This is a genomic window from Candidatus Kapaibacterium thiocyanatum, from assembly GCA_001899175.1.
In the GTDB taxonomy this organism is placed as follows: Bacteria; Bacteroidota; Ignavibacteria; order Kapaibacteriales; family Kapaibacteriaceae; genus Kapaibacterium; species Kapaibacterium thiocyanatum.
This window is the reverse complement of the sequence record MKVH01000013.1, coordinates 102250-117328: the sequence shown is the minus strand read 5'-3', so window position 1 is coordinate 117328 and position 15079 is coordinate 102250. Positions and strand designations below refer to the sequence as shown.

Genomic DNA, 15079 nt, shown 5'->3' with positions numbered 1-15079 from the left:
GACTTGACCGGGACTGGACGGATGCCTGCGCAAAATGTTACGCCCTGCGAGCGGGAAACGGGACTCGAACCCGCGACATTCAGCTTGGGAAGCTGACGCTCTACCAACTGAGCTATTCCCGCAGTCACTGCGAATATCGTGATTCGTCCGGATTCCGGAACTTTGGGGTATGAAACCTCTTCGCATCGCCATCCTCTGGCATTTTCACCAGCCCGACTACCGGATCGACGGCTCCATGTTCCTTCCCTGGGTGCGTCTGCACGCCGTCAAGGACTACGTCGATCTGCCGATGATCATGGCCTCGTTTCCTGAGAATCGCGCCATGACCTTCAACCTCGTGCCCGCGATGCTCGAACAGGTCAGGGCCTATCTCGGCGGGGTGGAGGACGAAGTACAACACCTGACCAGACGTCCTGCCGACGCCCTCACCCATGCGGAGCAGGAACGTATCGCACGGCTGTTCGTGATCTGTCAGGATCGGACGATGATCCGGCCGCTCCCGAGATTCTCGGAATTGTACGACCGTATCGTACGCGGCGAATGGCCGGCCTTTTCCGCGCAGGAGTGGAGGGATCTCCAGGTGCTCTACAACCTGACGTGGGTCGGTCCCATGCATCGGCGCACCATGCCCATCGTCCGTGCACTCATCGAACAGGGACGGAACTTTACCGAAGAACAGAAACTGACGCTCCTGGATATCCATCTCCGCATCATGGCGTCGATGGAAGCCTTCCTCGCGACGGAGCAGGCGAAGGGGACATGGGAACTGTCGGTTACGCCATTCCATCATCCGATCCTGCCGCTGCTCTGCGATACCGACGATGCACGTCCCGGTCTCCCGACGGCTCCATTGCCTGTACCCGCATTCACCGCACCGGACGATGCCGACGAGCACGTACGCAGAGCGAAGGAATACTGGCAGGCGACATGGGCCCATCCGACGCATGGTATGTGGCCCGCGGAAGGGAGCGTCAGCATGCAGGCACTGACCATCATGGCACGCCACGGCGTGCGGTGGGCTGCCAGCGACGAAGAGGTGCTCCGTGCGACGCTCGGACATCGATGGACGCCGACGTCGACATGGTTCCCGTGGACGGTCCGGACGGCTGAAGGGGACATCGCGATGCTTTTCAGGGACCATGCCCTGAGCGATGCCATCGGCTTCGAATACGCCACGTGGGATGCGGCGACTGCAGCCGACGACTTCGTTCGCCGACTCGACGAACGACGCCGCGTCCTCGTCCGTGAACATGGCGAAGACGTCCTCGATCATGCCGTGATTCCGATCATTCTCGACGGCGAGAACTGCTGGGAATTCTATCCGGAGAATGGAGAACCGTTCCTGAGAGCCCTGATGACGCGCCTGACGGATCGCCAGCACTTCACGATGACGACCTGCGGCGAAGCGACGGCTGCCGAGCACCGTATCATGCCCGTTCTCGACATGATCGTTCCCGGTTCATGGATCAACGGGAACTTCGACGTATGGATCGGTAATCCTGTGAAGAATCTCGCATGGTCACTGTTGCGTGACGTACGCCATGCCATGGAAACGACGGCCGGAACCCGAAGCGAGGCGGCCCAGCGTGACCTGCGGGAACAACTTCTCGCGATGGAAGCTTCAGACTGGTTCTGGTGGTACGACGACCGGCATCAGGCACCGAACAAGGGCGATTTCGACATGATCTTCCGCCGGCATCTCGACGCGATGTTCCATGCCTGCGGCGTCGCGCCGCCCATCGATCTGTTCCAGCCACTTCAGGCTTCGGCAAGCATGGCGGATCCCTCTGCACCTCGCCGGACACCCGTACAATTCGGCAGTGCCGCCATGCATATCGTCGATGCCATTTCGAGAAGCATCGGTGTCGAAACACAGGACAACTGGCAGCGGATCACCCTCGAGCTCGAACGACATCCGGGAAACGAGGAAGAGCTCATCATCACGCTGACCGATACGGAAGGAACCGAGCGGGCAGCGGCGATATTCTCCGAACGGACACTATGGAAGAGCCCACTTCACGACGAAGGATTCGAGTGGCGTTCTCCAACGTCGCTGGCCATCTACGTCCACACGTCGCATGCGTGGAAGATCGATATCGAGGAAGAGCCCCAGGACGGCAGGATCAGGACGGCAACGGTCAGGATCTGACGGACGTGTAGAGTTCGTCACTGCCCTCTGCCCGGCGGTTGTGCCGGAAAGATGTCCACACGCCGGCTCTGCGGATGCTCCTTCAGGAAGAGCTGGGTTCCCTGATACTCCACGCCTCGGCCCGTCGCCTCGATGCGCTTCTCGTCCGCTCCTGCCTTGCGCAGCGCTTCCCGCGTGGCTTCTGCTCGGCCCTTCGAAAGCCTGGCATTATCGCGCTGGTTGCCGATCGGATCCGTATACCCGACGACCTCGAAGCTGATGGCCCTCAAGCCGTATCGTTGCACGAGCTCGTCGAGCTTGGCCTGCTCGACCGGTCCTACTTCATATGAACCGCGCTCGAAGAAGACGCTCGCCAGCGGCATGCGATGATCGAACAGGTAGACCGACAGCCTCAGTTCCGATGTCGAATCGAGTCTGCGTACACCGATCGTCTGCGTGGCGGAAATGTGATGGGCGGCCTGTGCTTCGATACCGTAGCGTTTGCCCGATGCCAGCGTGATCGTGAAATCGCCGTTCGCCCCCGTACCGTAGATCAGCGCTTCGCGGCATGTCGATGTGGAATCGCGTACGACGAGACGCGCACCTTCCACGGGTTGTCCGGTCAACGGATTGGTGATCCTTCCCGAGAACATGACGTAGGGTGCCGGACGCTGGTCGGTCGTGAGGCCGACGAGATAGATGCCCGGTCTGCCATGCTCCGGGTCCCATGATGTGACCAGCGCCGAATCGCCATCACCGATCAGCGAGAACGATGTCTCGTCTTCCAGCGTATTGATGCACGGCCCCATGTTCACGGGGCGGCTCCATGACGTCCATGTGTCGTCCAGCCTGCGCGTAACGTACATGTCGGCCTTGCCGCGCCGGTCGTCCCGTCCCGATGACGAGAAGTACAGGGTGAGACCATCGGGGGCAAGACAGGGAGCTCCTTCGAAGGCTTTCGTGTTGATGGTATGACCGAGAGAAACCGGTGTACTCCATTTGTCGCCGCACCGTCTGCTGACGTAGAGATCGAGATCACCGACACCACCCGGACGATTCATCGCAATGACGAGGGCAGTGGCATCGTCGGACAACGACCCGTAGAAGTTCCGTCCCATGTCTCTCATCGCAGGCAGATCGATCGGGGTCAGCACCGAAAAGGGAAGACCGGCATCGATACGCTCCGCGACAGCGAAGCAACGGATGGAATCGCCATCCCTATAGAGATACCGCCCGTAGACGAGGGCTCTCCGTCCGTCCCTGCTCAGCGAGAAGAGAACATCGGGACGACGGAACGTCGTGAATGCAGTACGTTCCGGTTCGGTCCAGATCGATCCACCCATCCGGTGGCTGATCCACACGTCGTCGGGGTCGGAGGCACCTTCCTCGTTCTCCGGGTGGAGCTTGCGATCCACGAACAACGTCTGGCCGTCCGGGGACAGCACGGGAATGGTCGTAGGCTGGAATTTGTTGATGGATTCCGGCAGCCGCTGGCGCATGCATGTCGTCGGCCCCTGTGCGATACCGTTCGTCGCAGGAAGCGATACGCAGAGAACGAGACCGGTCATGACGATACGGAGGAATGTTCCGGCACAATACGGCAACGAACGATCATCGAACCGGACATGAAGGTGTCCTGTCACGTTCCGTCCATCCTGCTTGGCATGTCGCATTCGGATGCGATCCATCATGGTTTCGATATTCATCCATTGTCCCTGTCGAATTCATACGATCGCCGTCGTTCGTTCCGATCTCACGCGTCGTCCTCGTTGCCGGACCCCATGTCGTCGTCCTTGTACCGCTCGATCACGCGCTTGATGACGTCCCAGGCATAGCCCCTGTACTGCATGAAGCGAACGAGTTTGTCCATACGCTCACGCGGCGGCGTGCTGGACAATGTCCGCCACTTCTTTCCGGCGACGCTCTGTGCCGCGGTCAACACGTCGTCCTCCGCATACGAAGCCGACAGTACCCTGTCGATGACATAATCTGCGATACCCTTCTTCAGCAGCGTCTGCCGGATCATGCGGGGTGACAACGGTTTCCGTTCCCGCGAAGCGTCGATGAACCGTTCGACATACCGATTATCGTCGACAAGACGGAATTCGGCAAGCCAGATCATGACGTCGTCGATCTCTTCGGGCGTGTAGCCGAGCTTCGCGTAGTGATCCCTCACCTGACGTTCGGTACGCGGCTTGTAGGTCGCATAGCCATATGCCTTGGTACGAAGCGTCATCCTCCTGTCTTCGGCACGAAGCGTGCGTTCGATCTCCGGTGTCATCACCAGACCTTTACGCAGGCCCAACGATGCAGCGATATCGATCGCACAGGCGGCGAAGAACTCTTCATCGACGAAGACCGAACAGCGCTCGCCGTTCTTCTTGTTGCGTCGGATGGAGGTGATGACGGCCGTGCCCGAAACGGGAAGCCCCCGGTCATCCGAGGGCTTGTCGTTACTGACGCTCATGGGATGGGACGATTATTCCGATTTCTTCTTGCCGTTCGTCGCGGACGGCCTGGCGTTGTTCGGAAGGTGGAGCAGTCCACGAACTTCCGTTTCGAGAGCGTTGAAGAGTTCGGCGTTCTCCTGCAGCATCTTGCGGAGACCGTCGCGTCCCTGCACGCGCTCCTCGTTGTACGTGAACCACGACCCCGACTTCGTGACGATACCGTTTTCGACGGCGACGTCGATGATATCGCCGAGCTTGGAGATACCCTCGTTGTACATGATGTCGAATTCGGCTTCGCGGAACGGGGGAGCGACCTTGTTCTTGACGACCTTGGCGCGTACGCGGTTACCGACGATGTCCTGGCCGTCCTTGATCACGTCCTTCCGGCGGATGTCGATCCGCACCGAAGCATAGTACTTGAGGGCGTTACCGCCCGTGGTGGTCTCGGGATTGCCGTAGACGACGCCGATCTTGGAACGAAGCTGGTTCGTGAAAATGACCGTCGTGTTCGAGCGGCCGATGGCGGCATTGAGCTTCCGCATGGCCTGACTCATGAGACGGGCCTGCGACCCCATCTGGGCATCGCCCATGTCACCTTCGATTTCGACGCGGGGTGTAAGGGCTGCGACGGAGTCGACGACGATGACGTCGATGGCACCGCTGCGCACGAGCGTTTCGACGATTTCGAGTGCCTGTTCACCGAACTCGGGTTGCGACAGAAGCAGGTTGTTGAGATCCACGCCAAGGCGCTGGGCATAGCCGATGTCGAGGGCATGTTCCGTATCGACGAAGGCCGCGAGGCCGCCTCCGCGCTGGGCTTCGGCGATGACCTGGAGACAGACCGTCGTCTTGCCGGACGATTCCGGACCGTAGATCTCGATGATCCGGCCGCGGGGAACTCCACCGATACCGATGGCGGCATCGAGCGACAGGCAACCTGTCGAAATGGCGTCGATCTGAACGGGATTGTCGTCGTTCAGCCTCATGATGGAGCCCTTGCCGAACTGTTTCTCGATCTGTTCGATGGCAAGCTGGGCAGCCTTGATCTTGGCGTCGGGGACGAGGGTGTCCGCCTTGGGCGCTTTCGTGTCCGTACTCATGGTGATAAAACCGGGGACGAATGAAACAATTGTTGCTGGTTGGGATGAAGTGTCCGGTCGGTGGTCAACCGTGACAAGGTCTGGCTAGACCCCCAAAGATATAGCGTCGTTCCGACGGTCACGGACTGAAGTTATCAACAGGCTGGATGGTAGCGTCACGATCGGATACGGTATCGTACGAAGTAGCATGGAACGTATCCGAAGCCCCCTTCTTGCCATCCTGTGCATCACCCTGTTCGTCGATGTCCTGGTCGTCGATCTGGCCTGGATTCTCGGGTGGGATATCGACGTTCTGCACGGGATGGCATTGGGTTTCGGGCTCTGTACCATGCTCGCGAGGCGCCATTTGCCGGTCTGCGGCATGGTATCCGCGGCAGCGTCCCTGGGCACGATGCTCGCGGCAGGAGTGCTCACGATATATCCGATGTCTCCGGGTACCAGGGAACCGTACCGGAGGGCACGGATCGAGGGTAGCGTAGGCTCGGTCCGTACCGACGGACGATTCGTCATGGAAGGCACGGTGGATGGGCAGCACCTGCCGCCGATGGAGGACAGCCGGATACACGTCCGCGTCGTGGATTCCATCGAAGGTATCGCGGAAGGGCAACGGGTCGTCGTCTACGGTTCGGTCCGGCGGCGCGCCATGACCACATGGGGTCCGGTCGCCTGGGAATGCTGGTGCCATGCGCGCGACGTCGACGTCCGTGGGAATCCCGGGCCTCTCCAGGCGGCCGTGGGCCGTTCACGCAGCGCGCTACGACAGCATATCGAAGGGAACTATACCCCCTCGTCCGGCCCGATGATCCTGGCGTTGCTGACGGGAGACCAGAGTGAAATCCCGAAGGAGGAACGGCGCTGGCATGCGGCGGCAGGCACGGCTCATATGTTCTCGGTGAGCGGATCCCACGTGATGTTGATGCTCGGAATCATCTCGACGCTGTTCGCATGGGTCGCGCTACCGTGGATCCGCACTATCATATGCCTGATGGCGATCGCGTGGTTCGTCCTCGTCACCGGCGGGGAAGCGCCGGGCATACGCGCGGCCCTGTGCGGCGGGCTCGGTATCGCAGGACGGCTTCTGGAACGGGACAGGGACGACGTCACGATCCTGTCGGCCACGGCCCTGGTGATGATCGTCATGGATCCCGTCCTTCCATGGAATGTCTCGTTCCAGCTTTCCATGGCTGCGGCGCTGGGTATCCTGTTTCTCACACCGGCATGGGAAGGGTGTCTGCGACGCTGTATCGTCGTCCGCAGGTCATGGCATGGAACGGCCATCGCGACCTGGTCCGTAGGCATGGCGGCCTCGGCCGCTATTTCCATACCGTCTGCGATGATCTTCGGAGCGACGTCGCTCGTCAGTCCGCTCGCGAACATTCCCGTCGTTCCGTTGATGAGCGGTGCCATGACCATGGCCCTGTGCGGAGTCGTCATCGATCTCGTCGGACTTCCATTCCATACGGCCTTCATCGCATGCGCGGAAACGATGCTGCATCTGGCCAACGTCATCGCACGATGGATGTCGATGGCCCAGCCCGATCATTATTCCTCGATAGCCGTGGCAGTCGTCCTCGTCGTCACGACCTGGTGGATACCACGATGCTCGATCTGGCTGCATCTCGTCACTCGTGGGGCGGTCGCTGCCGTCGTCATGACCCTTGCATGCCTGGTGTGATCCGGCGTGAACGACGATTCGATTACATGACCTGTATGTCGCGCATACTTCCGGAAGGTGTGCTACCTACATATCCATCGACATGCGCGACGTATCATCTATCGCTTCGACGACACACGGCCTCTATCTATCTGCATTCGTTACACGACATCGACGGTATTCCCGACCGATCCTGTCGTCCCATGCGAGCGGAACGGTCCATATCGCGGTAGCCGTTCAGTCATCCTGGTTGGGGGATCATCGCTAATTTCATCGCATGATCACCTACACACCTGCGGACCTGGGACCGAACGTCGTCGCAGGCGTCACGCACACGAATACCGACAGACTGCCTCCACCGGGTCTTACCTTTTCCACGTCCGGCGGTGCGGACGATTCACTGGTACGGACCAGCATCCACCTTCTCGCTGCCACGATCGGCATCGATTCCGACCGATTGGTCATGCTCCGGCAGATTCACGGGAGTGAAGTCCACATCGTGGATGAACCTGTGGAAGGTCTTGCGGGGGACGGTCTCCTGACGGATGTTCCGGATCTCGTACTCGGAGTGAGGATCGCCGATTGCTGCGGCATCCTCCTTCACGATACGAAGCGGAATGTCATCGGTGCGGTGCATTCAGGTTGGCGCGGTACACAGGCGAACATCGCGGGACACGCGATTTCGCTCATGATCGAACGGTGGGGAAGCGATATGGACGACATCTTCGTCTATATGTCACCTTGCGCTTCGGGCGAGAGATATGAAGTCGGAGACGACGTGGCACGATTCTTTCCTGAACACATCCGTGTCAGTGAAAACGGTCGCTATCTCTTCGACAACCGTGCAGCCATCAGGGCTCAGTTCGTCGGCGCGGGGATATCGGCCGAACACATCACGGTGGACGGAGCCTGCACGCTCGTGGACGAACGCTATCATTCGCATCGACGCGATCGTGAATACGCAGGACGTTCGCTCGCCTTCATAGGCCTTCGAACCGCCGTAAATCCGTAGCTTTGTCGCTATTGTCGGTTAACCGGAAAGCACTCGACCATGATGTCGATGAATAGCGCATACGTCGATGAAATGTACTTCGACTATCTGCGTGACCCAGACTCCGTCACTCCTGAGTGGCGCTCGTTCTTCCAGACATACAATCCTGAAACCGCACCGGCCTCCGCCGTCGCAGCAGCGCCCGTCGTTGCTCCATCGGCACCGGTCGTCTCCACGCCTGCAGTGCCGGCCGCACCGCCTGTACCGGCTCCTGCCGTTGCAGCGACGCCCGCCATCGTACCTACGGCGAACGGCACCACGCGTCTGCCTGCACTCGGTGCCGGTGACGAGCTCGTTCCGTTGAGTTCGATCGGCGGCAAGATCGCGGAGAACATGATCGCCTCGCTGCATGTTCCCACGGCGACGTCCGTGCGATCGGTACCGGTCAAGGCGCTCGAAGAGAACCGACGCATCCTGAATACCTTCCTGTCCAAGAAGCGGCTTCCCAAGCTGTCCTTCACGCACATCCTGGCCTGGGCCATCGTCAAGGCCGCGGAGCGTGTGCCCAACATGAAGAACAGCTATGGAGTCCATGACGGTATCCACGTCAAGATCCAGCGCGCATCCGTGAATCTCGGTCTGGCCGTCGATACGACGCGCAAGGATGGTTCGCGCATCCTGCTCGTTCCGAGCATCAAGAATGCCCAGAACCTCACCTTCGCCGAATTCGCGAAGGCCTATGACGAGCTGATCGCCAAGTCGCGCACGAACAAGCTCACACCGGAGGATCTCACCGGCGCCAACGTCACGTTGACGAATCCGGGCATGATCGGCACCGTCATGAGCGTGCCCCGTCTCATGGAAGGACAGGGAACGATCGTGGCAGCAGGTTCCATCGAGTATCCGGCCGAATTCCAGGCCATGATGCCGGAGATCCTGGCAACGCTCGCGATCTCGAAGACCGTGACGATCACGTCGACCTACGACCATCGTGTGATCCAGGGTGCGGAATCGGGTGAGTTCCTGCAGTACATGCACCAGCTCCTGCTTGGAGAACACCGGTTCTACGACCAGATCTACGCCGCCTACGAACTGCCCTTCGAGCCCATCCGCTGGGTCGTGGAAAAGGGAAGCAATCCCTTCCTTCCTGCCGACCAGCCGGAAATCATCGACAAGGAAGGTCGCGTCGTCCAGATGATCAACGCCTATCGCGTACGTGGCCATCTGCTCGCCGACATCAATCCGCTCGGACTCGAAGCCTATTACTATCCGGAACTCGACCCGGCCCACTACAACTTCACGATCTGGGACCTCGACCGTGAATTCGACACGGGCGGTCTCGGTGGCGTGAAGCGTGCGACGCTGCGCGACATCATCGGCATGCTGCGCGAGATCTACTGCGACCAGATCGGTACAGAATACATGCATATCCAGGATCCCGTCAAGAAGTCCTGGATCTGCAACTACGTCGAGAACTCCCGTCTCAGGATGGCCCTCGACGCCGACAAGAAGATCGAGACCTTCCGGAAGCTGTCCCGTGCCGAGCTGCTGGAGAACTTCCTCCAGACCAAGTTCCTCGGTGCGAAGCGCTTCTCGCTCGAAGGCGGCGAGTCCACGCAGATCATCCTCGACCAGATCCTCGAAAGTGCGGCGGAAGCCGACCTTTCCGGCGTCGTCCTGGGCATGGCCCACCGTGGCCGTCTCAACGTCCTCGCCAACATGATGGGCAAGCCACTCGAGAAGATCTTCAACGAGTTCGAAGGGATGATCGACCCCGAAGCCTTCCAGGGTTCGGGTGACGTGAAGTATCACCTCGGTGCGCGCGGCACCTACGTTTCCTCCGATAAGAAGGAAGTGCATCTCGTTCTCGCTCCGAATCCGAGTCACCTCGAAGCCGTCAACCCGGTCGTCGAAGGGGTAGCGCGCGCACTCGACGACGAGATCATGGACGAAGGCCACTCGCGTGTCCTCCCCATCCTGATCCACGGTGATGCAGCCTTCGCCGGACAGGGTGTCGTTCCCGAAACGTTGAACATGGCCCGCCTCAACGGCTATGCGACGGGCGGAACGGTCCATATCATCATCAACAACCAGATCGGCTTCACGACGTCGCCGGAAGATTCGCGTTCGACGAACTATGCGACGGGCATCGCCAAGATGTTGCAGATACCGATCCTGCACGTGAATGGCGACGATCCGGAAGCCTGCCGCGCAGCGGCCCAGTTCGCCTTTGCCTATCGCAATCTGTTCAAGGAAGATGTGGTGGTGGACATGTACTGCTATCGCAAGTACGGCCACAACGAGCAGGACGATCCCACGGCGACGCAACCGCTTCTCTACAAGAAGATCCGCAGCATGATTCCCGTGCGCAAGCTCTACGGAAACAGGCTGATCTCGGAGAAAGTGACGTCGGCCGAAACCCTCCAGGCCATCGTCGAGGAAGAACAAAAGGTACTGGAAACGGCGTTCGACAACAGATCGTCGCAAGGCGCGTCCGTCTTCTCGCGCCGCCCGAACCTCACCTACGATATGATGGCTCCCGTGAAGACCACGGTACCGAAGGATGTGCTCGCAACGATGGTGTCCGCCATCTGCTCCGTACCGGAAGGCTTCAACATCCATCCGAAGGTCAAGTCCGAAATGGACAAGCGGAAGACGATGTTCGACGAAGGCCACGTCCAGTGGGGTATGGCCGAGGCGCTCGCCTTCGGCTCGCTGCTTCTCGAAGATCATCCCGTCCGTATCACCGGACAGGATACGGGCCGCGGTACGTTCAATCACCGCCAGGCCGTACAGAACGATATCGTGAACGAGTCGCGTCACATTCCGATCAATACGATTCCCGGACTGAACGCCAGACTCCGCATCCACGACAGCCCCCTCAGCGAGTATGCTGTGCTCGGATTCGAATACGGATACAGCACCGTCGCCAAGACCGGCCTCACGCTCTGGGAAGCCCAGTTCGGCGACTTTGCCAACGGCGCCCAGATCGTGATAGACCAGTTCATCAGCAGTGCCGAAGAGAAGTGGGGACAGCGTTCGAACATCACCATGCTTCTGCCCCACGGCTACGACGGTCAGGGCCCCGAACACTCGAGCGCACGTCTCGAGCGCTTCCTTCAGCTCTGTGCCGAAGACAACATGATCGTCTGCAACTTCACGTCGCCCGCCAACTACTTCCATGCCCTGCGCAGGCAGGTCAAGGCGGACTGGCGCAAGCCCCTCGTCATCATGACGCCAAAGGGTTATCTGCGGACGTTCGTCTCCGATGTCGACGAGCTGGTGAACGGTTCCTATCAGGAAATCATCGACGATGCCACGATCGCCGATCCTTCGACGATTTCGCGCGTCGTGATCACGACCGGCAAGGTCCATAACGAACTCGTCAAGAAGCGCGCGGACCTGAACGCCTCGAGCGTCGCCCTGGTCCGCCTCGAGCAGATCTATCCGTTCAACGAAGCCGGAATGCGCAGCATCCTCGCACGCTATCCCCAGGCCACCGAAGTGGTGTGGTGCCAGGAAGAGCCCAGGAACATGGGTGCCTGGTTCTTCGTCCAGCCCATCCTGTCGGATCTGATGCGACTCGGCCAACGCCTCCTTTACGTAGGACGTCCAGCGGCTGCAAGCCCGGCGACAGGTTCGGCCAAGCTCCACGAACGTGAACAGGATACACTGCTGACAGGAGCTTTTTCCGTGATCAAGTGATCGCGATAAGCGATTGACAGATAAATGAAAAGCAGGACGGGCCGTCATCCTCGAGGATGACGGCCCGTTGTCGTTCCGGTCTCGTTTGTGATGCCGGCTATCGTCCGTAGAAGGTTCCGATACCGTTTCCCTTGAACGGTGTGGAACGCTCGACGACGAGCATGGCATGAGCCGAATAGTAGGGAATGCGTTTCTCGTCATCCAGCCTGTAGGCATGCTCGCTGATGTCGGTTACGAGTCCCGTACCGACGTCGCGTCGGATGGTCGCTTCCGATACATAGGTGGTTCGTGTGAAGGTACGCCGTTCCGATCGGACGGAGAAGTAGGCGACCTCACGCTGATCGGCGATGACGACGGAGTCGAGCACGGTCGTCCGGTAGATCGTATCGACGTTGAGCTTCCGGTCGGAATTCGATTCACCAGGAGACAGGGTGGAAATGGACTGGAACCGTGACGTGACCTGGGCCGTATCTAGATACTTTTCCTGTATCACGGTCTGCTTGGGATAGGGAATCGTAGGCTTGACCACCATGTTCAGTTCGGCAGCATCTCTCGACGAAACCGTCATCCGGTTGAGCTCGTTACCTGCACTCGTCTCCATGCCCTTGTCACGTTCTTCGAGGATGGACCTGCCCGAAATCATCCGCCCCATGGCATCGATGATCGATTCGAACATACCGGCTTCCGTGAAGAGACGATTACCAGCCACGACGTACGTCGTCTTCGCTCCTGATACATCACCCTCGAACTTGCTCGTATCGGCAAGGACGTGGAGGCGGCAGATCGGATCCGAATTATCGTCGCTATCGATGACGTTCATGTCGAATCGCGTATGGAGTCGTGCCGCGCGGTTGTTGACGACATTCTGGTCGATGATGATACGATAGGAATAGACGTCGCCCACACCGATATGGTACTTCAGCGTAAGTGTATGATCCGGCGAGCTTCCGGTCTGTCCATTGGAGGTGCCGATCATGGTCAATGCCGACACGACCCCCATCAGGGTCAACTTCCACGCCCCCATTCCCATATGTCTACCCTTCGTACCGATGTCGATTGAGGTCTCCGAGAGAACCGCAAAGTTCCGGCGTTTTCGGCTGAGGAAACATCCGTAAACGTACGCAACTACCTGATTCTGAACGGGAATACGGCCGAAATACACGGCCGGGTCATCACCATGGTCCCGTCATGACGGTGCATGACGTGGCAAAATTACCATTCGTCGTCCATTCGGCCAGTCACTTTTGACGTATGTAGATGACACCCGATCCCGACATGCTGGCAAGAGTGCTGTCTCTCATCGCCCGCGAAGCCGTCACCCTGGTGAACAGCATCGTCACCAAGAAGGTGGAGGCCTTCCCCTCGGCAGCAAGACTGGACAACGGTACCTCGCCCTGATGAGTGCCACGGGAACCCATCAACGGTCCGACATCGACGAGGGCGACATCTTCGGAGCCCTGTCTGCGAACGGCGATGCCATGCGATGCGAGGTAGAGGACGTATCGATCGTTGCCGATCCCCACCTGCATGGTATCCCTGACCTTGGCTTCCGCGTCGAAGTCGAAGACGAACGGTATGGCACTACCGTCCGGAACACGTGCCAGTGCCATCACGTCCGCTTCCAGGACCACGCTTTCGTAACGGGAACGCGGATGCTGTTCACCCGTGATGACACCAAGCCGATAGGCATAGAGATCTCCGTGAGAGTAGGACAGGGTCGTGTCCGACATCGACGGAGCTCCGATATCGGAGAACCAGGACGTGATGCGTGTCGTATCGGAATAGTCGTACACGTAGTCCACGGTATTTGCGACGATCCGCTTGAGACTGTCCGGCATGGCCAAGGCCTTGTTCCTGTCGAACCGCCCGTTCGTCATCGCATGCTCACGAAGGACCGTCTCAGCACGCGATGTCTGATCGTTCCAGGAAACAGTACGGGCCCCGATAGGTCCTGCTACGGTGACGAGTCCGGCCACGAAGAGCGACAGGGGAACGATGCGGATATCGGGATTACGCACGAATGCCAGATACGGCGCGATGACCGTACAGCATGCGGCCAGGGCCATGACGACGTACCTCGGCTCCGTCATGCCGTAGTCGGCGATGCGCTGCAGGACGGCAACCCACAGCACCACCGTCAGCGGAATCAGAAGGATACCCAGAATGCGTACGTAGGAGCGTACCCATCGATACTCCGGCGATCCATGCAAGGGAGCGGTGAACAGCCAGGCCAGTACACCGCAACCGGTCAGCAGAAGGATGAAGGCCGACACCGATCCATGCATGCCCGATACGAACAGAACCTTGACGACGTATGCATAGAGTATCGCGGAGAAGACGACGACCAGCGGAAGCAGGACGAACTGCGAGAAGATGCGCAGGCCCCGGGGCACGTCCTTGACCTCGATGGTCGCCTTGTCACGGGCAGGAGTCGCCGGTATACCGGCGAGGAAGAACCACGTATGGACGATGCCGAACATGACGATGAAGATCGACGGATAGATCTCGTTATCGATGTGCATGTCGAACAGAACCTCACCCGCGACGACGGCCAGTTCGAGACCGATCGTCAGGACACCGGTGAACAGGGCGCCGGAACATATCCGAAGGAACAATGCCTTGTTGTAGGCCCAGAATCCCGTACGCCCCGTATGGAGCATACCGCACAGGGCCACCTGCAGGTGTGCGAGCGCGAGAAAGACGAGGATGATGATTCGTCCGGAGCGCGACAGATCTATGGAGGCCCGTATCGCCATGACCAGGCCGATGGCCACCAGGTATGAAAGACCTTCCGTTCGCCGCGATATCCTGCCCGACTCCCGGATGAGTACCAGTGACAGAATCATGGTGAAGAGGATGATACCGCAGGCCGTGTTCAGGACGTAGTCGTTCTCCGTCCAGTACGGGAAGGTCGTCGGATAGGATCCGGACCATAAACCGGCCAGCCCCATGATGGTCGACAACAGCGCCACGACCAGGGGTTCGGGGAATCGGCGGAGCGTTTCACCCGCGCGTACCGTCATGTCGGCCAGGGAAGGGAATCGCATGGAA

General features: G+C 59.5%; 10 protein-coding genes and 1 tRNA gene. 4 read left to right on the top strand and 7 right to left on the bottom strand.

All coding sequences use genetic code 11. The features are described from left to right. Positions 1–49: 49 nt before the first annotated feature. Positions 50–122, bottom strand: a tRNA-Gly gene (locus BGO89_02355). Positions 123–169: 47 nt separating this feature from the next. Here BGO89_02355 and BGO89_02350 point away from each other — a divergent pair. Continuing rightward, positions 170–2149: a hypothetical protein gene (locus BGO89_02350; protein ID OJX59280.1), complete on the top strand. Its 1980-nt coding sequence runs from the start codon at positions 170–172 to the stop codon at positions 2147–2149. Between the two features lie 17 nt (positions 2150–2166). Here BGO89_02350 and BGO89_02345 read toward each other — a convergent pair whose 3' ends face one another. From BGO89_02345 to BGO89_02330, 4 genes are all read right to left on the bottom strand, one after another. Next, on the bottom strand, positions 2167–3834 hold the full coding sequence (locus BGO89_02345) for a hypothetical protein (protein ID OJX59279.1): 1668 nt from the start codon (positions 3832–3834) through the stop codon (positions 2167–2169). A 47-nt stretch (positions 3835–3881) separates the two neighbouring features. Further along, positions 3882–4595 carry a hypothetical protein gene (locus BGO89_02340; GenBank protein ID OJX59278.1) on the bottom strand — a complete coding sequence of 238 codons (714 nt, stop codon included), beginning with the start codon at positions 4593–4595 and terminating at the stop codon, positions 3882–3884. A gap of 12 nt (positions 4596–4607) precedes the next feature. After that, positions 4608–5678: a recombinase RecA gene (locus tag BGO89_02335; protein ID OJX59277.1), complete on the bottom strand. Its 1071-nt coding sequence runs from the start codon at positions 5676–5678 to the stop codon at positions 4608–4610. 118 nt (positions 5679–5796) lie between these two features. After that, positions 5797–6024, bottom strand: coding sequence for a hypothetical protein (locus BGO89_02330; protein ID OJX59276.1), 228 nt, complete (start codon positions 6022–6024; stop codon positions 5797–5799). Between the two features lie 15 nt (positions 6025–6039). On the opposite strand from BGO89_02330, the gene BGO89_02325 reads away from it, so the two are divergent. The 3 genes from BGO89_02325 (at position 6040) to BGO89_02315 (ending at position 12028) form a co-directional block, all read left to right on the top strand. Next, positions 6040–7353 (top strand): hypothetical protein, encoded by a 1314-nt coding sequence (locus BGO89_02325; protein ID OJX59275.1) that lies wholly within the window; start codon positions 6040–6042, stop codon positions 7351–7353. Between the two features lie 256 nt (positions 7354–7609). Beyond that, positions 7610–8344: a hypothetical protein gene (locus tag BGO89_02320; protein OJX59274.1), complete on the top strand. Its 735-nt coding sequence runs from the start codon at positions 7610–7612 to the stop codon at positions 8342–8344. A gap of 39 nt (positions 8345–8383) precedes the next feature. Continuing rightward, positions 8384–12028, top strand: a complete 3645-nt coding sequence (locus tag BGO89_02315; protein OJX59273.1) for a hypothetical protein — start codon at positions 8384–8386, stop codon at positions 12026–12028. Between the two features lie 97 nt (positions 12029–12125). On the opposite strand, the gene BGO89_02310 is transcribed toward BGO89_02315, so the two are convergent. Together BGO89_02310 and BGO89_02305 are read right to left on the bottom strand one after the other, a co-directional pair. Beyond that, the gene (locus BGO89_02310; protein ID OJX59272.1) at positions 12126–13052 is read right to left on the bottom strand and encodes a hypothetical protein; all 927 of its coding nucleotides are present in this window, start codon (positions 13050–13052) and stop codon (positions 12126–12128) included. A 214-nt stretch (positions 13053–13266) separates the two neighbouring features. After that, positions 13267–15075: a hypothetical protein gene (locus BGO89_02305; protein OJX59271.1), complete on the bottom strand. Its 1809-nt coding sequence runs from the start codon at positions 15073–15075 to the stop codon at positions 13267–13269. Between the last annotated feature and the right edge of the window lie 4 nt (positions 15076–15079).

Bases quoted from the DNA above. Each gene is read 5' to 3' on its own strand.
- BGO89_02350 (OJX59280.1), top strand. From the start codon at position 170: ATGAAACCTCTTCGCATCGCCATCCTCTGGCATTTTCACCAGCCCGAC.
- BGO89_02345 (OJX59279.1), bottom strand. From the start codon at position 3,834: ATGAATATCGAAACCATGATGGATCGCATCCGAATGCGACATGCCAAG.
- BGO89_02340 (OJX59278.1), bottom strand. From the start codon at position 4,595: ATGAGCGTCAGTAACGACAAGCCCTCGGATGACCGGGGGCTTCCCGTT.
- BGO89_02335 (OJX59277.1), bottom strand. From the start codon at position 5,678: ATGAGTACGGACACGAAAGCGCCCAAGGCGGACACCCTCGTCCCCGAC.
- BGO89_02330 (OJX59276.1), bottom strand. From the start codon at position 6,024: ATGGCGCCTCGCGAGCATGGTACAGAGCCCGAAACCCAATGCCATCCC.
- BGO89_02325 (OJX59275.1), top strand. From the start codon at position 6,040: ATGGTATCCGCGGCAGCGTCCCTGGGCACGATGCTCGCGGCAGGAGTG.
- BGO89_02320 (OJX59274.1), top strand. From the start codon at position 7,610: ATGATCACCTACACACCTGCGGACCTGGGACCGAACGTCGTCGCAGGC.
- BGO89_02315 (OJX59273.1), top strand. From the start codon at position 8,384: ATGATGTCGATGAATAGCGCATACGTCGATGAAATGTACTTCGACTAT.
- BGO89_02310 (OJX59272.1), bottom strand. From the start codon at position 13,052: ATGGGGGCGTGGAAGTTGACCCTGATGGGGGTCGTGTCGGCATTGACC.
- BGO89_02305 (OJX59271.1), bottom strand. From the start codon at position 15,075: ATGCGATTCCCTTCCCTGGCCGACATGACGGTACGCGCGGGTGAAACG.